This window comes from Streptomyces gelaticus (genome assembly GCF_014649535.1).
In the GTDB taxonomy this organism is placed as follows: domain Bacteria; phylum Actinomycetota; class Actinomycetes; order Streptomycetales; family Streptomycetaceae; genus Streptomyces; species Streptomyces gelaticus.
The window spans coordinates 82472-107453 of the sequence record NZ_BMTF01000023.1 but is presented as its reverse complement, the minus strand read 5'-3'; the positions used below and the strand labels follow the sequence as shown (position 1 = coordinate 107453).

The 24982-nt window shown below is 71.6% G+C and carries 19 protein-coding genes and 1 riboswitch; of the genes, 16 read left to right on the top strand and 3 right to left on the bottom strand.

Annotated elements, in window-relative coordinates; all coding sequences use genetic code 11:
* The first annotated feature begins 162 nt into the window (after positions 1-162).
* Positions 163-3696 (top strand): transcription-repair coupling factor, encoded by a 3534-nt coding sequence (gene mfd / locus IE107_RS27310; RefSeq protein ID WP_189547003.1) that lies wholly within the window; start codon positions 163-165, stop codon positions 3694-3696.
* 431 nt (positions 3697-4127) lie between these two features.
* A complete protein-coding gene (locus tag IE107_RS27300) occupies positions 4128-4883 on the top strand; it encodes an HNH endonuclease family protein (RefSeq protein WP_189547002.1) in 756 nt (251 codons plus the stop codon).
* 154 nt (positions 4884-5037) lie between these two features.
* Here IE107_RS27300 and IE107_RS27295 read toward each other — a convergent pair whose 3' ends face one another.
* Both IE107_RS27295 and IE107_RS27290 read right to left on the bottom strand, forming a co-directional pair.
* Positions 5038-5757 (bottom strand): LolA-like protein, encoded by a 720-nt coding sequence (locus tag IE107_RS27295; RefSeq protein ID WP_189547001.1) that lies wholly within the window; start codon positions 5755-5757, stop codon positions 5038-5040.
* A gap of 53 nt (positions 5758-5810) precedes the next feature.
* On the bottom strand, positions 5811-6665 hold the full coding sequence (locus IE107_RS27290) for a DUF4190 domain-containing protein (RefSeq protein WP_189547000.1): 855 nt from the start codon (positions 6663-6665) through the stop codon (positions 5811-5813).
* A 219-nt stretch (positions 6666-6884) separates the two neighbouring features.
* Between IE107_RS27290 and IE107_RS27285 the strand changes: the two genes are divergently transcribed.
* The 3 genes from IE107_RS27285 to IE107_RS27275 all read left to right on the top strand — a co-directional run bounded on the left by IE107_RS27285 (position 6885) and on the right by IE107_RS27275 (position 11314).
* Complete coding sequence (locus IE107_RS27285) at positions 6885-8972, top strand: N-6 DNA methylase (RefSeq protein WP_189546999.1); 2088 nt, start codon at positions 6885-6887, stop codon at positions 8970-8972.
* A gap of 120 nt (positions 8973-9092) precedes the next feature.
* A complete protein-coding gene (locus IE107_RS27280) occupies positions 9093-9779 on the top strand; it encodes a hypothetical protein (RefSeq protein ID WP_189546998.1) in 687 nt (228 codons plus the stop codon).
* Complete coding sequence (locus tag IE107_RS27275; protein WP_189546997.1) at positions 9776-11314, top strand: serine/threonine-protein kinase; 1539 nt, start codon at positions 9776-9778, stop codon at positions 11312-11314. Before IE107_RS27280 ends, IE107_RS27275 begins: the two co-directional genes overlap by 4 nt.
* A gap of 34 nt (positions 11315-11348) precedes the next feature.
* Here the strand turns inward: IE107_RS27275 and IE107_RS27270 are convergent, their stop codons facing one another.
* Positions 11349-13889: a YfhO family protein gene (locus IE107_RS27270; RefSeq protein ID WP_189546996.1), complete on the bottom strand. Its 2541-nt coding sequence runs from the start codon at positions 13887-13889 to the stop codon at positions 11349-11351.
* 123 nt (positions 13890-14012) lie between these two features.
* On the opposite strand from IE107_RS27270, the gene IE107_RS27265 reads away from it, so the two are divergent.
* The 11 genes from IE107_RS27265 (at position 14013) to IE107_RS27215 (ending at position 24783) form a co-directional block, all read left to right on the top strand.
* Complete coding sequence (locus IE107_RS27265; protein ID WP_189546995.1) at positions 14013-14975, top strand: glycosyltransferase family 2 protein; 963 nt, start codon at positions 14013-14015, stop codon at positions 14973-14975.
* A complete protein-coding gene (locus tag IE107_RS27260) occupies positions 14972-15373 on the top strand; it encodes a GtrA family protein (RefSeq protein ID WP_189546994.1) in 402 nt (133 codons plus the stop codon). Before IE107_RS27265 ends, IE107_RS27260 begins: the two co-directional genes overlap by 4 nt.
* Before the next feature lie 138 nt (positions 15374-15511).
* Positions 15512-16168, top strand: a complete 657-nt coding sequence (locus IE107_RS27255; protein WP_189546993.1) for a SurA N-terminal domain-containing protein — start codon at positions 15512-15514, stop codon at positions 16166-16168.
* Positions 16169-16214: 46 nt separating this feature from the next.
* The gene (locus IE107_RS27250) at positions 16215-17177 is read left to right on the top strand and encodes a nucleoside triphosphate pyrophosphohydrolase (RefSeq protein ID WP_189546992.1); all 963 of its coding nucleotides are present in this window, start codon (positions 16215-16217) and stop codon (positions 17175-17177) included.
* Between the two features lie 68 nt (positions 17178-17245).
* Positions 17246-18559, top strand: a complete 1314-nt coding sequence (locus tag IE107_RS27245) for a cytochrome P450 family protein (RefSeq protein ID WP_189546991.1) — start codon at positions 17246-17248, stop codon at positions 18557-18559.
* Between the two features lie 105 nt (positions 18560-18664).
* The gene (locus IE107_RS27240; protein ID WP_189546990.1) at positions 18665-19648 is read left to right on the top strand and encodes a LysM peptidoglycan-binding domain-containing protein; all 984 of its coding nucleotides are present in this window, start codon (positions 18665-18667) and stop codon (positions 19646-19648) included.
* Between the two features lie 300 nt (positions 19649-19948).
* Positions 19949-20120: riboswitch (cyclic di-AMP (ydaO/yuaA leader) on the top strand.
* A 3-nt stretch (positions 20121-20123) separates the two neighbouring features.
* Positions 20124-20873: a LysM peptidoglycan-binding domain-containing protein gene (locus IE107_RS27235; RefSeq protein WP_189546989.1), complete on the top strand. Its 750-nt coding sequence runs from the start codon at positions 20124-20126 to the stop codon at positions 20871-20873.
* A 285-nt stretch (positions 20874-21158) separates the two neighbouring features.
* Entirely contained in the window at positions 21159-22445 is a 1287-nt protein-coding gene (gene eno, locus IE107_RS27230) for a phosphopyruvate hydratase (protein ID WP_189546988.1), read from the top strand.
* Positions 22446-22643: 198 nt separating this feature from the next.
* The gene (locus IE107_RS27225; protein ID WP_189546987.1) at positions 22644-23114 is read left to right on the top strand and encodes an FtsB family cell division protein; all 471 of its coding nucleotides are present in this window, start codon (positions 22644-22646) and stop codon (positions 23112-23114) included.
* 59 nt (positions 23115-23173) lie between these two features.
* Positions 23174-23707 (top strand): DUF501 domain-containing protein, encoded by a 534-nt coding sequence (locus IE107_RS27220; protein ID WP_189546986.1) that lies wholly within the window; start codon positions 23174-23176, stop codon positions 23705-23707.
* A 134-nt stretch (positions 23708-23841) separates the two neighbouring features.
* Positions 23842-24783: a Ppx/GppA phosphatase family protein gene (locus IE107_RS27215; protein WP_189546985.1), complete on the top strand. Its 942-nt coding sequence runs from the start codon at positions 23842-23844 to the stop codon at positions 24781-24783.
* Positions 24784-24982 lie beyond the last annotated feature (199 nt).

Below are 24982 nucleotides of genomic sequence, written 5' to 3'. Positions count from 1 at the left end.
CCCGCGTTCCCGCCCCGGGAAGATCACGGGCGCGGCTGTCGTACCGGCGTCGTACGCTGGATAAACCCCGGCCCGTGATACGTGTCGGGCCCTTCGCGTTGCCCGCCCCTGGCAGCAGCCGGCTGTCGGGACCTGCCCTTCGTTACCGGACGGAAGCCCTTCATGAGCCTGCACGGTCTGCTGGATGTCGTCGTACGTGACCCGGCACTCTCCGAAGCGGTGAAGGCCGCCGGCGACGGCCACCGGATGCATGTCGACCTCGTCGGCCCGCCCGCCGCCCGCCCCTTCGCCGTCGCCGCGCTGGCCCGCGAGACCGGGCGTACCGTGCTCGCCGTCACCGCGACCGGCCGGGAGGCCGAGGACCTGGCGGCCGCGCTGCGCACCCTGCTGCCACCGGACACGATCGCCGAGTTCCCGTCCTGGGAGACCCTGCCGCACGAGCGGCTCTCGCCCCGCTCGGACACCGTGGGCCGCCGCCTCGCCGTGCTGCGGCGCCTGGCGCACCCGAGGGCGGACGACCCGGAGACCGGGCCGGTCTCGGTCATCGTCGCGCCGATCCGCTCCGTGCTCCAGCCGCAGGTCAAGGGGCTCGGCGACCTGGAACCCGTGGCGCTGCGCATCGGGCAGAGCGCCGATCTCGGCAAGACCGTCGACGCACTCGCGGCGGCCGCGTACGCCCGGGTCGAACTGGTCGAGAAGCGAGGCGAGTTCGCCGTGCGCGGCGGCATCCTGGACGTCTTCCCGCCGACCGAGGAGCACCCCCTTCGGGTGGAATTCTGGGGCGACGACGTCGAGGAGATCCGCTACTTCAAGATCGCCGACCAGCGGTCGCTGGAGATCGCCGAGCACGGGCTGTGGGCGCCGCCCTGCCGCGAGCTGCTGCTCACCGACGAGGTGCGGGAGCGGGCCGCCGCGCTCGCCGAACAGCACCCGGAGCTGGGCGAGCTGCTCGGCAAGATCGCCGAGGGGATCGCGGTGGAGGGCATGGAGTCCCTCGCACCGGCCCTCGTCGACGACATGGAGCTGCTGCTCGACGTGCTGCCGAAGGGCTCGATGGCGCTGGTCTGCGACCCGGAGCGGGTCCGCACCAGGGCCGCCGACCTGGTCGCCACCAGCCAGGAGTTCCTCCAGGCGTCCTGGGCGGCCACCGCGGGCGGCGGCCAGGCCCCGATCGACGTCGGCGCGGCCTCGCTGTGGGGCATCGCGGACGTCCGGGACCGGGCCCGCGAGCTGGAGATGATGTGGTGGTCGGTCTCCCCGTTCGCCGCGGACGACGCCGAGCAGGACGACGACACGCTCAAGCTCGGCATGCACGCCCCGGAGGCGTACCGCGGCGACACCGCCCGCGCCTTCGCCGACACCAAGGGCCGGCTCGCCGACGGCTGGCGCACGGTGTACGTCACCGAGGGCCAGGGCCTGGCCTCCCGCACCGTCGAGGTGCTGAGCGGCGAGGGCATCGCCGCCCGTCTCGACCCGGACCTGGCGGAGATTTCCCCGTCCGTCGTCCATGTCTCCTGCGGAGCGATCGACCACGGCTTCGTCGACCCGGCGCTGAAGCTCGCCGTCCTCACCGAGACCGACCTCACCGGCCAGCGCACCGCCACCAAGGACCTGGGCCGGATGCCGGCCCGCCGCCGCAAGACGATCGACCCCCTGACGCTGGAGACCGGCGACTACATCGTCCACGAACAGCACGGCGTGGGCCGCTACATCGAGATGGTGCAGCGCACCGTGCAGGGCGCCACCCGCGAGTACCTCCTCGTCGAGTACGCCCCCGCCAAGCGCGGCCAGCCCGGCGACCGCCTGTACATCCCGACCGACCAGCTGGAGCAGGTCACCAAGTACGTCGGCGGCGAGGCGCCCACCCTGCACCGGCTCGGCGGCGCCGACTGGACGAAGACCAAGGCGCGCGCCAAGAAGGCCGTCAAGGAGATCGCCGCCGACCTGATCAAGCTCTACTCGGCCCGGATGGCGGCCCCCGGCCACACCTTCGGCCCCGACACCCCCTGGCAGCGCGAATTGGAGGACGCCTTCCCGTACGCCGAGACGCCCGACCAGCTCTCCACCATCGCCGAGGTCAAGGAGGACATGGAGAAGTCCGTCCCGATGGACCGGCTGATCTGCGGCGACGTCGGCTACGGCAAGACGGAGATCGCGGTGCGGGCGGCGTTCAAGGCGGTCCAGGACGGCAAGCAGGTCGCCGTCCTCGTACCCACCACCCTGCTGGTCCAGCAGCACCACGGCACGTTCACCGAGCGCTACTCCCAGTTCCCGGTCAACGTACGGGCACTCAGCCGCTTCCAGTCCGAGGCCGAGTCCAAATCAACGCTCGAAGGACTCCGCGAGGGCTCCGTCGACCTGGTCATCGGCACCCACCGCCTCTTCTCCTCCGAGACGAAGTTCAAGGACCTGGGCCTGGTCATCGTCGACGAGGAGCAGCGCTTCGGCGTCGAACACAAGGAGCAGCTGAAGAAGCTCCGCGCCAACGTGGACGTCCTCACCATGTCCGCGACGCCGATCCCCCGTACGCTCGAAATGGCCGTGACCGGCATCCGCGAGATGTCGACGATCACCACGCCCCCCGAGGAGCGCCACCCGGTCCTCACCTTCGTCGGCCCGTACGAGGAGAAGCAGATCGGCGCGGCCATCCGCCGCGAACTGCTCCGCGAGGGCCAGGCGTTCTACATCCACAACCGCGTCGAGTCGATCGACCGCGCCGCCGCCCGGCTGCGCGAGATCGTCCCCGAGGCGAGGATCGCCACCGCCCACGGCCAGATGTCCGAACAGGCCCTGGAACAGGTGGTGGTGGACTTCTGGGAGAAGAAGTTCGACGTCCTGGTCTCGACGACGATCGTCGAGTCCGGCATCGACATCTCCAACGCCAACACCCTGATCGTGGAGCGCGGTGACAACTTCGGCCTCTCCCAGCTCCACCAGCTGCGCGGCCGCGTCGGCCGGGGCCGCGAGCGCGGCTACGCCTACTTCCTCTACCCCCCGGAGAAGCCGCTCACCGAGACCGCCCACGAGCGCCTGGCCACGATCGCCCAGCACACCGAGATGGGCGCGGGCATGTACGTGGCGATGAAGGACCTGGAGATCCGCGGCGCCGGAAACCTCCTGGGCGGCGAGCAGTCCGGCCACATCGCGGGCGTCGGCTTCGACCTCTACGTACGCATGGTGGGCGAGGCGGTCGCCGACTACCGGGCCTCCCTGGAAGGCGGCGTGGAGGAGGAGCCGCCGCTGGAGGTCAAGATCGAGCTCCCGGTCGACGCCCACGTCCCGCACGACTACGCCCCCGGCGAGCGGCTGCGCCTCCAGGCGTACCGCGCCATCGCCTCCGCCAGTACGGAGGACGACGTCAGGGCCGTCCGCGAGGAACTCACCGACCGCTACGGCAAGCTTCCCGAGCCGGTCGAGAACCTCCTCCTGGTCGCCGGCCTGCGCATGCTGGCCCGCGCCTGCGGCGTCGGCGAGATCGTCCTCCAGGGCCCGAACATCCGGTTCGCCCCGGTGGAGCTGCGCGAATCGCAGGAGCTCCGCCTCAAGCGCCTCTACCCGAAGACGGTCATCAAGCCGGCCGTCCACCAGATCCTGGTCCCCCGCCCCACCACCGCCAGGGTCGGCGGCAAGCCGGTCGTGGGGCGTGAACTGCTGGCTTGGACGGGGGAGTTCCTGACGACGATCCTGGGGTCGTAGCTCCCGGAATGCTTCCTGTCCCGGCCCCGTCGCGAGTGCGGCGGGGCCGGGTATTTTTCACGGCGTGAGGTGGGCGGCGGGCATCTTGAACGTGAGCCACACGGTCTTGCCGACGACGTGGTCATCGACGCCGAAGCCGTCGGCGAGCTCGTTCACGAGGCTTGACGTGCTCCCTGGACTTCAGGCCAGGGAGCACGTCAAGGGACAACCCTCTCCACCTTCGATGGCGCGAACCGCGCAGTCGTCAAACTTCAGTGGCAATCGGTCAAGGTTGGCTGTCACAGGACATCGGCCGGTGTGATTCACGCCGCAATCGCCCGGCACGTCGGCATGTGCATGCCTGCGAGGAGAAGGCGTCCGTAGGATTCCCGGGTTCGGCTTTCTCCCCGTCAGGACGGTTTCGAGTGATATCTCCCCGCGCTTACCGAACGATGCTGCCCGCCCTCAGCGTGGCGGCCGTGCTGGCCCTGGCCGGCTGTGACCCCGAGAGCGCCTCCTCCGGGGCCGGGAGGCAGGGGGGAGGGTCGGACGGTGGCGGGCAGGCCGTCACCGGATTCGGGGCCAGTCCGCTCGACAACGCCGACGGTACGAAACCGGGGCTCGCGCCGCTCACGTCCGAGGCGGACCGGGCGGCGGGGCGGAAGGTCATCGAGAAGGTGGCGACGAAGGGACGGGGGCCGAAGACGGGTTACGCGCGGGACAAGTTCGGCTACGCGTGGAAGGACTCGGTCGACGGGATTCCGCTCGCGAGGAACGGCTGCGACACCCGTAACGACCTCCTCGCCAGGGACGGCAAGGACGTGAAGTTCCGGTCCGGTTCGGACTGCGTGGTCGTCTCGATGACCCTCAAGGACCCGTACACCGGGTCGACCATCGACTGGCGCAAGCAGCAGGCCACCAAGGTCCAGATCGACCACGTCATGCCGCTGTCGTACGACTGGCAGATGGGCGCCTCGCGCTGGAACGAGGCCGAGCGGCAGCAGATCGCCAACGACCCGCTCAACCTCATCCCGGTGGACGGGCCGGCCAACAACGCCAAGCGCGACTCGGGGCCGGCCTCCTGGCTGCCGCCGTACAAGCCGGTCCGCTGCTCGTACGCGGTGCGGTTCGCGCAGGTGTCCCTGAAGTACGAACTGCCGGTCACCGCCGCCGACAAGCAGGCGATGCTGGAGCAGTGCGGCGGGTGAGTGGGTGAGGGCCGGGAGCGTGGCTACGGGGCGACCTCGGTCGGTGAGCTGACCGGGGCGATGGGCGTCAGGCCGGGAAGCCGGGCCCGCCTCGCACGGACGGAACCCGCCCCGGGGTGGGGGCGGGTTCCGGCGATGCGGCGGTGCGGGTGTTTCAGGTTTTCGGTTTCTTCGCCGTGAACGGCTTGTCGAACCCGGAGAACTCGACCGTCACGGGGGCGGCGTGGCCGGTGCCGTGTCCCGCGCCGCCGGGCGGGAGGTGCAGCTTCAGCAGGAAGGGTCTGCCGTCGATGGCGATGTCGGCCGTCCACTTCCCGTTGTCCGTCTCGCCGCTGACGGTCAGGGCGGGGGTGCCGGAGCCGGGTACGGTCGCCCATCTTTTGCGGGCCGTTCCGCTGTTCGCTGCGAGGGGGCCGAGGAAGGTCTCCCGGTCGCAGTAGCGTTCGGCCGGCTTCGCGTGCCGGTCGTCGGTGGCCGGCTTCACCCAGCGGCCCGTGAGCCGCTCGACGTCGGCGGCGGAGGCGGATCGCAGCATCGCGGCGTCCGACCGGGCGTAGACCGTGCCGCCCGTCCGTACCAGCTCCATGGTGCCCGCCGCGCCCATGGAGAGCGTGACCGTGCACTCGCCCCTGATGTCCGTGGCCACGTACGCCTCGACCGGGCCCTCCGGGGAGGTCGTCTCCACCGTCATGCGTACCGACTTGGCTGCGCGGGTCGCCGCGAGGGCCTTGTTGACGACCTCGGGGGCGGTCAGCCCGGCGTAGGGCTCGGTGGCGTCGGGCGCGTCGTCCGGGAGCATGCTGCAGGCCGTCGCGAGGACGAGGGCGGTCGCGGCATTCAGGGCGGCTGCCGAGGCGCGGGCGGGAAGATGCATGGTGGTCGGCTCCGCTCTGTCCGGTTCGTTCTGTCCGGTCCCGGAGGGGACGGTCAGAGCTTCAGGTCCCACTGCGAGGCGTCGTACGTAAAGCCGGGGTTGACCTCGACGGTGAGGTTCTTGGCATCAGCCGGAGCGTCGAAGGCGAACTGGACCGTGACCTTCTTGCCCGGCAGGACCGTGCCGCTGAAGCCCGCGCCGACCTTGTTGTCGAAGATCTGCTCGGCGTCCACGCCGTCCTGGCCGGCCCGCGCCGAGACGCTGACGAGCGCGGAGTCGAACTTCTCCTTGCCGGCGTTCTCGATGACGACGGCGACCCGGTAGGCCTTCTTGCCCTTGGTGTGTCCGGCGGCGTAGGCGTCCGGGGTGTACGAGGTGGCGTCGCCGACCGTGACCGTCAGATCGTCGTCGTACACGGCCGAGTCGCCGGCCCCAAGAGCCTTGCCGGTGTCCTTCTTGTCCGCGCCGCCCTTGTCCGTGCCCCCGCCCTTGGCGGAGTCGCCGCCGGGCTTCGGCTCGGCGGAGGCGGTGGTGTCCGAGACCGCCTTGTTGAGGTCGTTCACGGCGTCGTCCACGGCCTTGAACGTGATCACCGCGCCCACCACCGCGAGGATCAGTGAGATCAGGCCGAGCACGGCGCCGAAGGTGGTCACCCCCTTGTTGGTGGCCTCGCCGCGCTTCGCGCGGCCCCGGCCGGCCAGACCCAGGACCAGGGCGATGAGGCCGAGGACGCCCGCCATCCAGAACAGGAACGGGATCAGACCGGACACGGCGCCGATGACACCGAGGACGAGGGCGGCGATGCCCAGTCCGTTGCGGGCCGGGCGCACGCCCGGCATCTGGGCGGGCGCGTACGGCTGCTGGGGCTGCGGCTGCGGGGACTGCGGCGGCTGCGTGAACTGGGACATGGCTGTGCCCTCCGGCAAAAGCAGAGATGGGTGGTGAGCGGATCCGTGCATCGCTGTCTTGTAGCGACGAGTCAATAAGAGCAGAGCTTGTGAACCGAGTCAACGCGATTCATGATGAATAGGTTGGTGCACGCTGTGAATCGATGTCGTGTGAACCGGGTCGGTATGCTCGCCGACAAGCCAGTACCGGGACGAGCGCCAGGACCAGGGAGACAGTCAGTGCCGGAGAACTCGACAGAGGTGACCGCGGCCGGGATCGCACGGCTGGCGGGGGTGGGGCGTGCCGCGGTCAGCAACTGGCGCCGCCGACACGCCGACTTCCCCAAGCCCGTCGGCGGCACCGAGACGAGCCCTTCCTTCGCCCTGTCCGAGGTCGAGCAATGGCTCCGCGACCAGGGGAAACTCGCCGAGGTCCCGCTGCGCGAACGGGTCTGGCAGCAGCTCGCCGGGCACCCGGCAGGCGCGGTCCCCGCCATGGTCCACACGGGCTGCGCCCTGCTGCTCCTGCGGACCGCCCCCAACACCTGGCCGGAGATCACCGCCGTCTCGGACGAAGGCATGGCCGGCGTGCTCTCCCTCGCCGTCGACAAGGTGCTCACCGCCCGCTTCGGACCGGCGGCGGAGGCCGGGCGGGCCGTTCACGCCCCGAGCCCCGCCGAACTGCTCCCGTCCGTCCCGCTGCTCCGCGCCGCCGCCGAACTCGCCGCCGGAACCGGGGCCCGGGAGACCTTCGAGTTCCTGCTCGGCCGTCAGCTGGACGCCAACCCGCGCCAGTACACACTCACCCCGCCCGGACTCGCCGGACTGATGGCCGCCCTGGTGGAGGCGGGCGAGCGGCCCGCCCGCACGGTCCTCGACCCGGCCGCAGGCACCGGCGCCCTGCTCCGCGCCGTCGGCAGCCCGGCCGCCCTGTATGCCCAGGAGAACGACCCCGACCTCGCCGCGCTCACCGCGCTGCGACTCGCCCTGCACACCGACACGGGCTGCGCCCTGGCGGCACGGACCGCCGACACCCTGCGCGCCGACGCCTTTCCGCAGCTCGCCGCCGACGCCGTGCTCTGCCACCCGCCGTTCAACGAACGCAATTGGGGCCACGACGAGCTCGCCTACGACCCGCGCTGGGAGTACGGCTTCCCGGCCCGCACCGAGTCCGAACTCGCCTGGGTCCAGCACGCCCTGGCCCATCTGCGCGAGGGCGGCACCGCCGTGCTGCTGATGCCCCCGGCCGCCGCCTCGCGCCGCTCCGGCCGCCGGATCCGCGCCGATCTGCTGCGCCGCGGCGCCCTGCGCGCCGTCATCGCGCTCCCGGCCGGCGCGGCACCCCCGTACGGCATCCCGCTCCACCTCTGGGTGCTCCGCAAGCCCGGCAGCGGCCTGCATCCCTCGCCCGAACTTCTGCTCGTCGACACCGCCGAACCGGCCGAACCGTCTTCGGCGGGCCCGGCTCCCGCGGCCGGTGGGCGCGACCGGCTCGACTGGCAGGCGGTGCACAGCACCGTGCTCGACGCCTGGCAGTCCTTCGAGGGCGCCGGCCACCCGGCCGCGGCCCGCCCCGGCGCCGGCCGCGCCGTACCCGTCATCGAACTCCTCGACGACGACGTGGACCTGGCCCCCGCCCGCCATCTGCCGCCGCCCACCGCCGCGGACGGACCCGCCGAGCTGATCCGCGTACGGGAACGGCTCACCGAGACGCTCGGCATCACCGGCACCCTCACCCCCCCGGCCGTGACCCCCTGCGAACCGGCCCACTGGCCACTCACCACCGTCGGCGAACTCGCCCGCGCCGGCGCACTCCAGCTCCGCACCGGCGGCTCCGGCACCGGCCCGGGGCCCGTCCTCACCGAGCACGACGTCCTCGGCTCCACCGCCCCTTCGGGAAGCCTGCCCGCCGACGGTCCCACCGAGGAGCCGGTCCTCGTCGAACCGGGCGACGTCGTCGTGCCCGTGCTCGGCGGCGGCTCCGTCGCCCGCGTCGTCGACGACGCCACCGCGGGCGCCGCGCTGGGCCGCAACCTCCAGCTGCTGCGCCCCGATCCGGCCGCGCTCGACCCCTGGTTCCTGGCCGGTTTCCTGCGCGGCACCGCCAACAACCGCCAGGCCAGCAGCTACGCCTCCACCGCCACCCGGCTGGACGCCCGCCGCCTCCAACTGCCGCGGCTGCCGCTCACGGAGCAGCAGCGTTACGGGCAACGGTTCCGTGCCCTGGCCGAGTTCGAGGACGCCCTGAGGCTGGCCGGCCGGCTCGGCGGACAGCTCGTCCAGGGGATGTACGACGGGCTGACGGACGGCACGGTCGCGCCGGGGTGAGCTGAACCACAGCAGATCCGTACAACCCGGGGCCGGTTGTCGTTGTCGCCCTTTAAGCTCGGATCTGCGTGCACGGAGCGTGTGCGCGGATGTTCAACGCCCAGGTCTCCAGGAGCAGCCATGTACGCCCCGGGTCATCCGCCGACGCCGCCGCGCCGGGTTCCCGGCCGGGCCTGGATCGTCTCGATGCGCGTGCTCTTCGTCGTGCTCGCGCTGGGCTCGCTCGGGATGCTGCTGTGGAGTCCGCTGCTCCGGCTCGCGATCGTGCGCCGCCGGGCGTCCGACTGGTGGCTGACCGGGGCCGGGTTCGTCTTCGTCTGCGTGCTCCTGCCGATCCTCGGCCGGGACGGCAGCGACGAGCCGACCGGCATCGACAACGTCCTCATCCCGCTGCTGCTGGTGGTGATGTGCGGCTCGATCGCTTACTACCTGGTGGGGGACGTCCGCCACTACGAACGGCTCGCGAAGCAGCACCGGACGGGCGGCTACGGGGCCCCGGTGCCGGGGTACGGCCAGGGATACGGCTATGGGTACGGGTACGCGCCCACGGTGCCGGTGTGGACGCCCGCCCCCACGCCCACGCCCACGCCGACTCCCATGCCCGCTCCCGCGCCCGCGCCGCCGATACAAGCAGCACAGCAGCCCCAGCCTTCCCCCGCGACGCAGCCGCAGCATTCACCCGCGCCCCAGCCGCACCCCCAGCCTCAGCCGAACCCCCAACCCCGCCCCCAGCCCCACCGCATCGACCAGGTCCGCGCCGAGCTGGACGAGTTGAGCGACTACCTCCGCAAGGAGGAGGGCCGGTGAGCGGACGACTCATCGGCGGGCGGTACCAACTGGCGACCATCCTCGGCCAGGGTGGCATGGGCCAGGTCTGGACGGCCTACGACCAGCGCCTGGACCGCCGCGTCGCGGTGAAGCTGCTCCGCCCCGACCGGGTCACCGGCCCCATCGGCAGCGAGGCGGCGGAGGAGCTGCGCCGCCGCTTCGTCCGCGAGTGCCGGGTCACCGCCCAGGTCGACCACCCGGGCCTGGTCACCGTCCACGACGCGGGCAGCGACGGCGACGACCTGTTCCTCGTCATGCAGTACGTCGAGGGCGCCGACCTCGCCGACCATCTCGCCGAGCACGACCCGTACCCCTGGCAGTGGTCCGTCGCGGTCGCCGCCCAGCTCTGCGCCGTCCTGTGCGCCGTGCACGCGGTGCCGATCGTCCACCGCGACCTCAAGCCCCGCAATGTGATGGTGCGCCCGGACGGCACCGTCACCGTCCTCGACCTGGGCGTCGCCTCCGTCCTGGACACCGACACCACCCGGCTCACCCACACCGGTTCACCGATCGGCTCCCCGGCCTACATGGCCCCCGAGCAGGCGATGGGCGGCGCCGTCGGCCCATACACCGATCTGTACGCCCTCGGCGTGCTCCTGCACGAACTGCTCAGCGGTGACGTGCCGTTCGCCGGGTCCACCGCGCTCGGAGTGCTGCACCGCCACCTCTACGAGCCCCCGGTCCCGGTCCGCCGGATCAGGCCCGACATCCCCGAGCCCCTCGAAGCGCTGGTGCTGCGGCTGCTGGCCAAGGACCCGCAGCACCGCCCGTCCGGCGCCCAGGAGGTGTACGAGCACCTCGCCCCGCTGCTCCCCTCGCCGGGCACCGGGCTCTGTGCCGGACCGCTCGACCCGACCCGCCCGTTCCTGCGCCCGCACGCCCCGTGGCCCGACCGGGCCGCCACCCCGCCCCCGCCGCCGGCGCCGCCCGCCCCCGCGGCGGCCCGGCCCGATGTGGCCGCCGCCGTCGACGACGTCAAGAAGCTGCTCGGCGAGGGCCGGATCACCCAGGCCGTGGACATCCTCGGCTCGATCCTCCCGGCCGCCGCCGAACAGCACGGCGAGGACTCCGCCGTGGTCCGCATCCTGCGCAAGCAGTACGCGGCGACGCTGATGGACGACGGCCAGTACCGCCGCGCCCTGCCGGAGCTCCGCCGCCTCGCCGACGACCGCGCGGCGGAGGCCGGCCCGGCCGACGCGCAGACGCTCCAGTTCCGCTACGACGCGGCCCAGTGCCTGGAGCAGCTCGGCGAACCGGCCGCCGCGCTCGCGGAGTACCGCGCGGTCCTCCCGTACTACGAGAACCACCGCGGCACGGGCGGCGACCCCGCCCGCTCCTTCGAGATCCGAAACCGCATCGCGCACCTGCTGCTCGCCCTCGGAGACCATGTCACGGCGCGGGTACAGCTCCAGGCGCTGTTGTACGACGCCGAGCGGGCCTACGGACCCCACCACCCGCTGCCGGTGGAGCTGCGCCGTCGGCTCGACCGCCAGGTGGAGGTACGGGGCGGCTGACGACCGGCCCGGTCCCGGTCGGACCTCCACGGGTTCAGACCTCCACGGGCTCCGGAGCCCCGGCGCGCTGTCGCGGCCGGTCGGTCCCGGGCCGCCCGGCCTCCGACCGCCGCCGCCGGCATGCGAGGACCAGCCCGCCGATCACGAGGACGGCCAGCGCACCCGCCCCGGCCGACGCGCCCGCCCGCAGGCCCGGGGGCCGGAACGTGCAGTCGACGGCCCCGCCCCCGGCCGGTGCCGGGGTGGCGACCAGGCCCAGATAGCTGTCCGCGGGGCGGCCCTGGCAGCTCCAGCCCGCGATCCGGGGCGCGGCGATCACGACCGTTCCGGTGGTGCCGCGCGGCAGTTCGGCCCGGACACCGTGGTCGGTGACATGGACGGCGGTCGCACCGGTGCGCTTCAGCCCGGCGACCGACGAGGCCAGCCGGGCCCGGTCCAGGCAGCCGATCGCCCGATGCGGCACGGTCCCGGCGCGCACCGGGGCCAGCGTGACCCGCACGCTCCCGCCCCCGCCGACCGTGCCCAGGTGCTGCATCGCGGCACGCCTGGCCGGCAGCTGCCCCTTGAACTCGACCTCCGGGCCGTCGCCGAGCCGTGCCCGGCCGAACATGTCGGGCGCCCACAGATACGCTTCGGTGCCCGCCGGGCAGCTCGCGGTCAGGGTGTACGTGCCGCGACCCACCCGGTAGTCGTACGTCCCCTTGTCGGTCACCGCGCCGCCGCCCGCCGTCCGCAGCGTCGTCGCCGGGACCGTGTAGACCCGCGAGCCGAGCAGCTGCTCCTGGTTCCGGAACGGCGAACGGCCGTACGCCACCGGCCCGCCCGCCCGCCGCACCGTCACCAGTGGCGGCGCCTCGGCCCGGCTCACCGTCACCGGCCGGCCGTCCGGGGCGTTCGCGCCCTGGTGCGGATCGCGCGGCCCGCGCACCCGCGCGCCGACCGAGAAGACCGCGTCGGTGACCGGGTTGTCGAGGCTCTGCACGGCCCGGCCGTTCGACGTCCACCCGCCGCCCAGCGCACGCATCGTGCGGGTCAGCACGGCGGGGGTGTGGCTGCTGTAGTACGCGCCGCCCTGGCCGCCCACCAGCAGCGGATCGTTCGCGGTGGTCTGCTCCCGGCCGGGGTCCGTGCGATAGCGCGGCCAGGCGTCGGCGCCCGCGACCGCGGCCGCCCAGGTCCGCTGCCGTTCGCCCCAGGGCGCGTAGTCGTCGAGCCGGTTCAGCCGCTGCCGGTCGAAGTACGCGGTGCTCGCGGCGGCCTGCCCGGCCTGTGCGCCGATCAGCAGCACGGCGGCCAGCGCCACGAGCCTCCGGCCCCGCCCGACCAGCACCAGAGCGCAGGACGCGGCCACCAGGCCCACCACGAACAGCGGATACGTCCACCCGGTGACCAGGTCGCTGAAGCCGGCCCCGGCCGCGAGCAGTACCAGGACCGCGGCCCCGCCGAGCAGCGCCCGCCGCTCCGGCGGGCCGTACGAGACCGAGACCCAGGCGGCGATCACCACCAGCCCGGCGAGTACGAAGGTCTGCCGGTACGGGCTGCCGTTGGGCGTGGCGAAGGCGTGCCAGAGCAGATGCGTGGGCCCCCACTGCATCGACAGCGCGACCCCCGCCACCAGCCCCGCCCACGCCCACCGCTCGCGCCCCGGCACGGACCGCTGGAAGGCCAGCGCACCGGCCAGCAGCAGGGTGCCGGTACCGAGGAAGAGGGCCGGGGTGAAGAAACTGTACGTGGCGGGCAGCAGCCGGGCGAGCACATCGGTCCAGGCGGCCGGCGCGAACGTGCGGTCCCAGCCCGGATAGGCGTGCTTGGTGCCCAGGTAGACGGGGAGCAGGACGGGCGCCGAGAGCCCGATGCCCACCCCGACCGTGCAGACGGCCCGCACCAGCCCCCGCACCACCGCGCGCCGCTCGTCCCGCTCGGTGAAGAGCCGGACGGCCAGCACCAGGGCGGCACCGAGCGTCGCCATGTACGCCGTGTAGAAGTTGGCCGCCCACACCACCGCGACGAGCAGCGGCCCGGCGATCCGGTGCCGTCCCGTACGGGCCCACTCGGCGACCAGACAGAGCAGCGGCAGGGCGACCAGCCCGTCCAGCCACATCGGGTTGTACGAGGCCTCGGCGACCGACCAGCCGCACAGTGCGTACGAGGCGCCGAGCGTCCCGGCCACCCACCACCGCCCGCCGCGCAGCGTCAGCAGGAACAGGGTCATCAGCGCCGCCGCCGACGCCATTTTCAGGACCGTCACCACATAGACCGCGAGATCGATCCGGTCACGCGGGAAGACCCCCACGAGCAGGGCGAACGGACTGGTCAGATAGGTGCCGAGATCCGGCAGGAAGCTCGTCCCGTACCCGGAGGACCAGTTGAGCAGCAGCCCGCCGTCGGCGTTCCCGTGCAGCAGGTCCCACAGCCGGGCGTGGAACGGCACGAACTGATTGCCCAGGTCGTTGACGCTGCGCGTGCGCGGCCCGAACGGGAAGACGCCCGCCAGGGCGTCACCCGCGCAGACCGCGGCGACGGTGAGCAGCGCGGCGAGCGAGCCCGCGCACAGGCGGGGGCAGGAAGTCGGCATACGCAGGAATATGCCAGCTTCGAACGCTCAAACCCCTGTGGAATTGGGGCAGTTCACGTGATGGACGCCCATCGGTCACGTGCTGCATCGGATTCCGACATCTGGCCGCGCTGATGTACATCCGTGCTGATCTCTCTGGTGGTGCCTTGTTTCAACGAGGAAGAGATCCTCGAACGCTTCCATGAACGCGTCACGGAAGAATTGACCGGGCTCGGTCATGAATTCCAGCTGGTGTTCGTCGACGACGGCAGCGCGGACCGGACCCTGGTGATCCTCCAGGAGCTGGCCGCGGCCGACCCGCGGGTCCGCTATGTCTCCTTCAGCCGCAACTTCGGCAAGGAGGCCGCCATGCTGGCCGGTCTCCGGCACGCCGAGGGCGACGCCGTGGTCATCATGGACGCCGATCTCCAGCACCCGCCCGAGCTCGTGGGCCGGATGCTCCAGGAGCACGCACAGGGTTACGACCAGGTGATCGCCCGCCGCACCCGCAAGGGCGACCGGGTCACCCGCACCCTCAGCGCCCGTGCCTACTACTGGCTGATCAACCGGCTGGTGGACGTGGAACTGGTCGACGGCGTCGGGGACTTCCGGCTGCTGTCCCGCCGCACCGTCGACGCCGTACTGGAACTCACCGAATACAACCGGTTCTCCAAGGGCCTTTTCGCCTGGGTGGGATTCCGTACGACGACCTTCAGCTACGAGAATGCCGTCCGCGAGCAGGGCAGTTCCGCCTGGACCTTCGGGAAGCTGCTCAATTACGGTCTCGACGGGCTGCTGTCCTTCAACAACAAACCGCTGCGCGCCGCGCTCTACCTGGGCATGCTGCTGCTCTCCGTGGCCTGCGCCTATGCGGCGTGGATCGTGGGCGTCGCCCTGGTGCAGGGTGTGGAAACCCCCGGTTACGTCACTCTCATCGTCGTGGTCACCGCGCTCGCCGGGGTCCAGATGGTGATGGTCGGGGTGGTCGGCGAGTACGTCGGCCGTATCTACTACGAGGTGAAGAGGCGCCCGCACTTCCTGGTGAAGGCCACGAACACCGAGGCGCCGCAGCGGATACGGGAGCCCCAGGAGTTCGTACGCCGATGACGGTCACGGCACAGATGGCCCGGTTCGCCCTCGTGGGAGTGGTGAACACCGGCACGTACTACGGCTGCTACCTCGTCCTGCTGGCATGGCTGCCCTACATCGCCGCCCATGTGATCGCCTTTGCGCTGAGCATGACCGGATCCTTCTTCCTGAACTGCTGGTTCACCTACCGGACCCGTCCCACCTGGCGGAAGTTCCTGCTCTTCCCCCTCACCAACGCCGCCAACTTCGTCATCACGACCGGCGGTGTCTACCTGCTGGTCGACCTCGCCGGGTTCAGCAGCCGGTACGCGCCGCTGGCCGCGGCCGCCGCGGCCATCCCGATCACCTTCGTCGTCTCCCGCACGATCATGCTGCGGCCGGACACCCCGGCCCCGGCGCCCGAACGCGTGCCCTGAGCGGCCCGGACCGGGCCCACATCCCCAACTCCTCCCGAATCGTTGGTCGAATCGGTGGCCCCGGCCACGTCCACTGCCTAACATCGATCACCGCAAGGTCTTGTGCACTGATGCACAAAGTCTCCCCGGGAGGTTCCTTTGCACCGCCGCCGTCGCACCGCGCTCACCGTCTCCGCCGCCCTGCTCGTCGGCGCCCCACTCCTGACCGCCTGCGGCAGCGAGGCCCACCCGGGCGCCGCGGCCGTCGTCGGCGGGGACCGGATCGAGGTCTCCGCGCTGCAGAGCCAGGTGGCGGCCGTCCGCGCGGCCCAGCGCGATTCGAAGGACGCCCCCCAGCTCATCGACAAGTCCGGGCAGCTCGGCCGGGCCAAGCTGCACGGCATGATCTTCGACCGGGTCCTGGACCGGGCGGCACAGGACGCGGGCGTGAGAGTCAGCCGCAACGAGATCCAGCAGATGCGCAAGGCCGCCGCGATGCAGTCCGGCGGTGAGGCGGGGCTGCGGGCGGCGATGCTCCAGCAGAGCTGGGTCGCCCCCGACCAGATCGACGCCGTCCTGCGCGAGCAGGTCCAGCTGACGAAGCTGGCCCAGGCGCTCGGCGCCGACCTGCAGCAGCCCGCCGGCCAGCAGGCCGTCGGCGAGGCGCTCAGCAAGGCGTCGAAGGCACTGCGCGTCGACGTCAATCCGCGCTACGGCGCCTGGGACGACAAGCAGACCCAGCTCGCCGACTACAAGGCTCCCTGGATCAACCGGGTCACCGAGCCCGCCGGCGCGAACACCGAGGCCGGGGCCTGACCGGCCGCGGCACGGGCGGCGGGGGCGGCCGGGGTAGATTCGAACGGTGAACGCTGAAGACCCCGGCCGTATCGTTCTGCTCACCGCCAGCCACCGCGTCGCGCCCGGACTCCTGTCCTGGCCCGCCTGGCAGGCGCTGCACGCCGCCGACCGGGTGCTCTGCGCCGGGCAGGACCACCCTCAGCTGCCGTATCTGCGTGAGGCGGGCGTCGCCGTCGAGGAAGCCGCGCCCACCGCGCAGGAGCTCGTCGATGCCTGTGCGGGCGGCCGGTCCGTCGTCGTCCTCGCGGGCGGTGAGGGCGATCAGCCGCTGACCGACGGTCTGGCCCGGCTCGCCGGTTCGGGCCGGGTGCGGATGCCGGACCTGGAGCTGCTGCCCGGTTCGTACGACCTGCCGGGCGCCCGGCTCCTGGATCTGGTCCAGGTCATGGACCGGATCAGGATCGAATGCCCGTGGACCTCGCAGAAGACCCACAAGGGCCTCGCCAAGTACGCCATCGAGGAGGCGTACGAGCTCGTCGAGGCGATCGAGGACGGCGACCGCGAAGAACTGCGCGAGGAGCTCGGCGACGTACTCCTCCAGGTCGTCTTCCACGCCAGGATCGCCGAGGAGGACGAGCAGGAGCCGTTCTCCGTCGACGACGTGGCCGCGACCCTCGTCGAGAAGCTGATCCACCGCCACCCGCACGTCTTCGGCGACGAGAGCGCCGAGACCCCGGAGGACGTCCACGAGCACTGGCTGCGCACCAAGGCCGTCGAGAAGCAGCGCGACTCGGTCACCGACGGAGTCCCGCTCGGCCAGCCCGGCCTGGCGCTGGCGGCGAAGCTGGCCGGCCGGGTCCGTACCGCGGGGCTCGACGTGCCGCTCCCCACCGGCGACGGCATCGGCTACGAGCTCCTCGCCCTTGCCGTACGGGCCGAGCAGGACGGCATCGACCCCGAGGCCGCACTGCGGGCCGCGGGCCGCGCCTACCGGGACGCCATCAGGGCGGCGGAGGGCAACGCCTGAGAGGTCTGTCCGGCGGGCAGGGGCGAGGGCGCCGGATGGCGTCCGGGGGCAGCGGATAACGTCGGGGGGTGAACCACAGCCCCGCCGACCGCCCCGCCGATCAGCCCGCCGCCTGCCCCGTCGGCGCCCCCGAACTCTTCACCTGGGAGTTCGCCACCGATCCGTACCCGGCGTACGCCTGGCTGCGCGAGCACAGCCCCGTGCACCGGACCGCACTGCCGAGCGGCGTCGAGGCCTGGCTGGTGACCCGGTACGCGGACGCGCGGCAGGCGCTCGCCGACTCCCGGCTCTCCAAGAACCCCGCGCACCACGCCGAGCCCGCGCACGCCAAGGGGAAGACGGGCATCCCGGGGGAGCGCAAGGCGGAGCTGATGACGCACCTGCTGAACATCGACCCCCCGGACCACACCCGGCTGCGCCGCCTCGTCTCCAAGGCGTTCACCCCGCGCCGGGTCGCCGAGTTCGCCCCGCGCGTACAGGAACTGACGGACCGGCTCATCGACGGCTTCGTCGCCGAGGGGAAGGCGGACCTCATCCATGACTTCGCCTTTCCGCTCCCCATCTACGCGATCTGCGATCTGCTCGGCGTCCCGCGCGAGGACCAGGACGACTTCCGGGACTGGGCGGGCATGATGATCCGCCACGGCGGCGGCCCGCGCGGCGGGGTGGCCCGGTCGGTGAAGAAGATGCGCGGCTATCTCGCCGAACTGATCCACCGCAAGCGGGAGAACCCCGGGGACGACCTGATCTCCGGGCTGATCCGGGCCAGCGACCACGGCGAGCACCTCACCGAGAACGAGGCCGCGGCCATGGCCTTCATCCTGCTGTTCGCCGGATTCGAGACCACCGTCAATCTCATCGGCAACGGGGTCCACGCCCTGCTGCGCACCCCCGGCCAGCGCGAACGGCTCCAGCTATCCCTCGACTCGGGGGAGAGCGGGCTGCTGGAGACCGGGATCGAGGAGCTGCTGCGGTACGACGGTCCGGTGGAGCTGGCCACCTGGCGGTTCGCCACCGAGCCGCTGACACTCGGCGGACAGGACATCGCGGCCGGGGACCCCGTGCTCGTGGTGCTCGCCGCGGCCGACCGCGACCCGCAGCGGTTCGAGGACCCCGACACGCTCGACCTCGCACGGCGTGACAATCAGCACCTCGGATACGGGCACGGCATCCACTACTGCCTGGGAGCGCCGCTCGCCCGGCTGGAGGGACAGACCGCGCTCGCCACGCTGCTGACTCGCCTTCCGGACCTGCGACTTGCGGTGGAACCTACCGATTTGCGGTGGCGTGGAGGGCTCATCATGCGTGGACTGCGCACCCTCCCCGTGGAGTTCACGCCGGGGCCCCGCCATGCAGAAAGTGACGCTCCGTCAATTCTGTGACTTTCGCGTGATCTGCGCTGCATCGACTTGTGACGCGCGTTCGAGTCCCGCTAGGTTCACCGTTCGACTCACCCGTCACACGTCAGTCACACGGAAGGCAACCCCATGGGCTCCGCGAACGGCAGACACCGTCGCCCCCGTCAGGCACCCGCCATCGTCGTCGCCGCGGGCGTGACCGGATCGGCCATCGCCATCCCGCTGCTCGGCGCGTCCGGTGCCCACGCGGCCGACGCCACGACCTGGGACCAGGTGGCCGAGTGCGAGAGCGGCGGCGCATGGAGCGCCGACTTCGGGAACGGCTACTACGGCGGCCTGCAGTTCTCGGCGGAGACCTGGAAGGCGTACGGCGGTGAGGCGTACGCGGAGCGCGCCGACCTCGCCAGCCGGTCGCAGCAGATCGCCGTGGCCCAGAAGGTTCTGGAGGACCGGGGCCCGAAGGCCTGGCCCAGCTGCGCCGTCATCTCCGGCCTCACGGTGGACGGGACGCTTCCGGGGGTCGACCCGGGCTCCGTGTCCGCCGACGACGCGACCGGGAGTGCGAAGCCGGCTGACGGATCGTCGACGGACCCGTCCGGCGACACCACGCCGTCCGGAAGCGCCTCGGACGGCTCGGACGCCGTGGACGGTGCGGACGGCTCGGACGGCTCGAAGGGGCCAGGCGAGCCGTCGCGGAAGACCTCGGAGTCCCCGAAGCCCTCGGCCCCGACCACCCCGTCGCCCGATGCGCCCTCGAATGCGCCCTCCAGCACACCCCGCGATGCGTCCGGTTCACCCGACTTGTCCCATGCCGCGGGCGGCAAGCACCGAGGCGCGCCGGCCGCCGAGGGGGACCGTGGCGCGCGCGGCGGCAACCGCGAGTCGGGCAGGCACGCCTCCCGCGGTGGCAGCGACGCGCGCGACACGGCCGAGCCGGCGGCTGACGGCACGTACACCGTCCGGTCCGGCGACAATCTCTGGTCGATTGCTGATGCACAGAAGGTTCCCGGTGGCTGGACCGCGCTCTACGAGGCCAACAAGGGTGCCGTCGGCCCCGATCCGGACCTCATCCTCCCTGGCCAGAGCCTCGATCTCGATGTGAAGGGCCAGTGAAGGCGGTCTGATAATCGACTAAAAGCGCCGCGAAAACCGGGGCAGTTCAGGGACCTATGTCCACTTATGCGTAAGTGAGACATGGGTCTCTTTGGGTCAACTGGCGTGTCGCGCCCCGGGTGCCCTTCCGCATCACCTCCCACCTGCGGAAACGACGGTTCTTCAGATGCAAGTGCGGGCTGATTGTCCGATGTGTCCATCTTTGAATGTGAGGGTTGCGTATGTTTACGGTCGGAACCGCTCGCACCGCGGGCCCCGTCGACCGTCACGCCGAATCCTGCCGTCGGTCGAAGGGAACAGACGCGTAAAGCGCCGTAGGCAGGAGCGGGGGACCCAGGTAAGCGCCGGGCCCGATCGTCGAAAGACGCATCAGGACCGGCTTGGGGTGAAGTCGCGTGCTAGGACGTGCGACCGGGCAACTCACTAGGCCCGAACCCGACAGCTCACCTCGCAGGCGTCGGTGAGGAGAAGTTCCATGCTGCTTTCCAGCAAGGGCAAGCACCGCCGCCCGTCCAAGGCCGTCCGTATCGCCACGCTCGCCGGTGTCGCCGGTGCCGCCGTCGCCGTGCCCCTGATGGGTGCGACCGGCGCCTCCGCCGCCTCCGTCGCCACCTGGGACGCCGTCGCCCAGTGCGAGTCCGGCGGCAACTGGTCCATCAACACCGGCAACGGCTACTACGGCGGTCTGCAGTTCTCGCAGTCCAGCTGGGCCGCCGCCGGCGGTACGCAGTACGCCCCCCGCGCCGACCTGGCCACCAAGGCCCAGCAGATCGCCACCGCCGAGCGGCTTCTCGACATGCAGGGCCCGGGTGCCTGGGGCTGCGCCGGCGCCGGCGGCCTGACCAACGACGGCGTCGACCCGGGTGTCGACACCGGCTCCTCCTCCAACTCCACCGCGAGCTCCGGCGCCTCCGAGCAGCAGAGCGCCCCGAAGCAGCAGGCGCAGCCGAAGCAGACGGAGCGCACCGAGGCCCCCGCCGCCTCCCGCTCCGAGCGCTCCGCCGCCCCGCAGGCCGAGTCGAAGAAGACCGTCACCACCCCGACCGGCGAGAAGGTCAAGAAGGGCGACGGCGAGTACAAGGTCGTCTCCGGTGACTCCCTGAGCAAGATCGCCGCCGACCACCAGGTCGAGGGCGGCTGGCAGCAGCTGTTCGAGCTGAACAAGGACATCGTCAAGGACGCCGACCTGATCTACCCGGGTCAGCAGCTGCACCTGACGAAGTAGTCGCGGTTCTCTCCTCCCTGAGCGCCCCGGCCCGGCGCGCATTCCCCCGTGCGCGCCGGGCCGGGGTTCCGCCGTCCGTGCTCCGGAGAGCGCAGGACCGTTCGTCTGTTGTAGTTACCGGTCAGTAAATTTCTGGCCGTTTGCCCGGCTATGTGCGCCCTCGGGTCCTTTTTCGTCCCAGGGGCCGGGCGGTCGTCGGGCTGAGCGGCCGGGCCGGTTAGGCTCTTGTCGCAAGGCCAAAGCGACCCTGCACAGCCAGCGTCATATCCCAGAAGGAGATGCCTCGTGCCGTCCATCGACGTCGTCGTAGCCCGGGAAATCCTCGACTCCCGCGGAAACCCCACGGTCGAGGTAGAGGTCGGCCTCGACGACGGCAGCACGGGCCGTGCTGCCGTGCCGTCCGGCGCCTCCACGGGTGCGTTCGAGGCCATCGAGCTTCGTGACGGCGACCCCAACCGTTACCAGGGCAAGGGCGTCGAGAAGGCCGTCCTCGCCGTGATCGAGCAGATCGGTCCGGAGCTCGTCGGCTACGACGCCACCGAACAGCGCCTGATCGACCAGGCGATGTTCGACCTGGACGCCACCGAGAACAAGGGCTCGCTCGGTGCCAACGCCATCCTCGGCGTCTCGCTGGCCGTCGCGCACGCCGCCTCCGAGGCCTCGGACCTCCCGCTGTTCCGCTACCTCGGCGGCCCGAACGCGCACCTGCTGCCCGTTCCGATGATGAACATCCTCAACGGTGGTTCGCACGCCGACTCCAACGTGGACATCCAGGAGTTCATGATCGCGCCGATCGGCGCCGAGTCCTTCTCCGAGGCGCTGCGCTGGGGTGCCGAGGTCTACCACACGCTGAAGAAGGTCCTGAAGACCAAGGGCCTGTCGACCGGTCTCGGCGACGAGGGCGGCTTCGCGCCCAACCTGGAGTCGAACCGCGCCGCCCTCGACCTCATCATCGAGGCCATCAAGGAGGCCGGCTACGCCCCGGGCAAGGACATCGCGCTCGCGCTCGACGTCGCCGCGTCCGAGTTCTACAAGGACGGCAAGTACGAGTTCGAGGGCAAGTCCCGCTCGGCCGCCGAGATGACCGAGTACTACGAGGAGCTCGTCTCCGCGTACCCGCTGGTCTCCATCGAGGACCCGCTGTACGAGGACGACTGGGCCGGCTGGAAGGTCATCACCGACAAGCTCGGCGCCAAGGTGCAGATCGTCGGCGACGACCTCTTCGTCACCAACCCGGAGCGCCTGGCGCGCGGCATCGAGGAGGGCTCCGCCAACGCCCTGCTCGTCAAGGTCAACCAGATCGGCTCGCTCACCGAGACCCTGGACGCCGTCGAGCTGGCCCAGCGCAACGGCTTCAAGTGCATGATGTCCCACCGCTCCGGCGAGACCGAGGACGTCACCATCGCCGACCTCGCGGTCGCCGTGAACTGCGGCCAGATCAAGACCGGCGCCCCCGCCCGCTCGGACCGCGTCGCCAAGTACAACCAGCTGCTGCGCATCGAGGAGATCCTCGACGACGCCGCGGTGTACGCGGGCCGCTCGGCGTTCCCGCGGTTTCGCTCCGCGAACTGATCAGCACAGCGCTCCGCGAACTGATCAGCACAGCGCATCGCGAACTGATCAGCACAGCGCATCGCGAACTGATCAGCGCAGCAAGGGCTGAGCATCCCTTCGGCCCGTCAGGGGCCGAAGGCCATGGCATCCGTCCGTCCCCGCACTCGGTCCCGTACCGTGTGCGGGGACGGACGTGCGTAGTGGGGAGGCGGAGACATGGCCGCGAAGGACCGGGACCGGTTCTCCACCGCAACCCGGCTGCGGCTGCTCGGCGAGCAGACCGCCGCCCGCGTCTACCGGTCCCAGAACCGCCGTCAGGCCCGCCGCTCACGGCTCACCGGCCGGGCGGCCTTCCTCGCGCTCATCGTCTGCTCGCTGGTGGTCGCGCTCGCGTACCCGATGCGGCAGTACGTCTCGCAGCGGGACGAGATCGCCGACCAGGAGCGCTTGGCGCAGGAGGCCAAGGCCCGTACCGAGGAGCTGCGCGACGAGAAGGCGCGCCTCCAGGACGATGCGTACATCAGGCAGCTGGCCCGCACGCACCTGCATTACCTTCTTCCCGGGGAGACCGGTTACACGGTGATCGACCCCGACGCGGTCAAGGAGCGCGAGGGCAGGACGGACGAGTCCGGCCGGCCGTGGCACTCCAACCTCTGGGACGGCGTGGACAGCGCCGACCGCAACTGACTCTCTCCATCCATCTGCAGAACCGCAGTTCGAGCAGCCCGATCAGAACCTAGGCAGGCATGGAAACCCCCCCTCCGCAGACCGAGCCCACCGCGCCCACCGAGGCGGACATCGCCGCGTTCCAGCAGCAGCTGGGCCGCCCGCCGCGCGGCCTGCGCGCGATCGCGCACCGCTGCCCGTGCGGCAACCCGGACGTGGTCGAGACGCAGCCCCGGCTGGAGGACGGTACGCCGTTCCCGACGACGTACTACCTGACGTGCCCGCGTGCCGCGTCCGCGATCGGCACGCTGGAGGCGAACGGGGTCATGAAGGAGATGACCGAGCGCCTCGGTACGGATCCCGAGCTGGCCGCCGCGTACCGGGCCGCGCACGAGGACTACATCGCCCGGCGCGACGCGATCGAGGTGCTGGAGGGCTTCCCGAGCGCGGGTGGCATGCCGGACCGGGTGAAGTGCCTGCACGTCCTGGTGGGGCACTCGCTGGCCGCGGGGCCGGGGGTGAACCCGCTGGGTGACGAGGCGATCGCGATGCTGCCGGAGTGGTGGCGCAAGGGGCCGTGCGTTTCGCCGTGCGGCGCGCCGGACGAGGACTGACCGTTCGTCCCCCGGGGGCTCCGCCCCCGGGCCCCCGCTCCTCGATCGCCGGAGGGGCATGGTTCCGGGGCCCTGCCCCGACCCGGCTCCTCGATCGCCCGAGGGGCTCGGACTGCTTGAGCTGGGAGTACTTGATGACCCGCGTGGCCGCCATCGACTGCGGTACCAACTCCATCCGCCTGCTCGTCGCCGACGCGGACCCGTCCACCGGTGAGCTCGTCGAGCTCGACCGGCGGATGGAGATCGTCCGCCTCGGGCAGGGCGTCGACCGGACCGGCCGGCTCGCCCCCGAGGCCCTGGAGCGGACGTTCGCCGCCTGCCGCCGGTACGCGGAGGTGATCAAGGAGCACGGGGCGCAGAAGCTCCGCTTCGTCGCCACCTCCGCCTCCCGCGACGCGGAGAACCGGGACGAGTTCGTCCGCGGGGTGCTGGAGATCCTGGGCGTCGAGCCCGAGGTGATCAGCGGCGACCAGGAGGCGGAGTTCTCCTTCACCGGAGCCACCAAGGAGCTCGCGGGCCGCGACCACCTCGCCAAGCCGTACCTTGTCGTGGACATCGGCGGCGGCTCCACCGAGTTCGTCGTCGGCGACGACCATGTGCGGGCCGCGCGTTCCGTGGACATCGGCTGTGTACGGATGACCGAGCGGCACCTGGTGCGCGACGGCGTCGTGACCGACCCGCCGACGCCCGACCGGATCGCCGCGATCCGCGCCGACATCGACGCCGCCCTGGACCTCGCCGAGCAGACCGTCCCGCTCGCCGGGGCCGCCACCCTCGTCGGCCTCGCCGGGACGGTCACCACGGTCGCCGCGATCGCCCTGGGGCTCGACGCGTACGACTCCGAGGCGATCCACCACTCCCGGATCTCCGTCGAGCAGGTGCGGGAGATCACCGGACGGCTCCTCGGCTCCACCCACGCCGAGCGGGCCGCGATCGGCGCGATGCACCCGGGGCGGGTCGATGTGATCACGTCCGGGGCGCTGATCCTGCTCGCCCTGATGGAGCGGACCGGGGCCCGGGAGGTCGTGGTCAGCGAGCACGACATCCTCGATGGAATCGGCTGGTCGATCGCCTAGGACGTGTCGCTCGTACGGACCTTGGCCTGCACCTTTGAGCCTCCGCGGGCCGTCCGGGGGGTGGTTCGCGGGACGTGTGGCAACGAAGTTCGTGAACTTCTTCACAAGGAATTCGGCCCCGCAGAGGGCGGTTCTGGTCCGTATGGGCGTCCGGAGCCGCTCGCGGGGCCGTCGTGTGTTCGTGCGGGAGTGTTCCGGA

Excerpts from the sequence above, each read along its gene's own strand:
- IE107_RS27290 (WP_189547000.1), bottom strand. The coding sequence starts at position 6,665 with ATGTCCCAGTTCACGCAGCCGCCGCAGTCCCCGCAGCCGCAGCCCCAG.
- IE107_RS27225 (WP_189546987.1), top strand. The coding sequence starts at position 22,644 with ATGGCCGCGAAGGACCGGGACCGGTTCTCCACCGCAACCCGGCTGCGG.
- IE107_RS27260 (WP_189546994.1), top strand. The coding sequence starts at position 14,972 with ATGACGGTCACGGCACAGATGGCCCGGTTCGCCCTCGTGGGAGTGGTG.
- IE107_RS27215 (WP_189546985.1), top strand. The coding sequence starts at position 23,842 with ATGACCCGCGTGGCCGCCATCGACTGCGGTACCAACTCCATCCGCCTG.
- IE107_RS27280 (WP_189546998.1), top strand. The coding sequence starts at position 9,093 with ATGTACGCCCCGGGTCATCCGCCGACGCCGCCGCGCCGGGTTCCCGGC.
- IE107_RS27220 (WP_189546986.1), top strand. The coding sequence starts at position 23,174 with ATGGAAACCCCCCCTCCGCAGACCGAGCCCACCGCGCCCACCGAGGCG.
- IE107_RS27270 (WP_189546996.1), bottom strand. The coding sequence starts at position 13,889 with ATGCCGACTTCCTGCCCCCGCCTGTGCGCGGGCTCGCTCGCCGCGCTG.
- IE107_RS27235 (WP_189546989.1), top strand. The coding sequence starts at position 20,124 with ATGCTGCTTTCCAGCAAGGGCAAGCACCGCCGCCCGTCCAAGGCCGTC.
- mfd (WP_189547003.1), top strand. The coding sequence starts at position 163 with ATGAGCCTGCACGGTCTGCTGGATGTCGTCGTACGTGACCCGGCACTC.
- IE107_RS27240 (WP_189546990.1), top strand. The coding sequence starts at position 18,665 with ATGGGCTCCGCGAACGGCAGACACCGTCGCCCCCGTCAGGCACCCGCC.
- IE107_RS27295 (WP_189547001.1), bottom strand. The coding sequence starts at position 5,757 with ATGCATCTTCCCGCCCGCGCCTCGGCAGCCGCCCTGAATGCCGCGACC.
- IE107_RS27300 (WP_189547002.1), top strand. The coding sequence starts at position 4,128 with ATGCTGCCCGCCCTCAGCGTGGCGGCCGTGCTGGCCCTGGCCGGCTGT.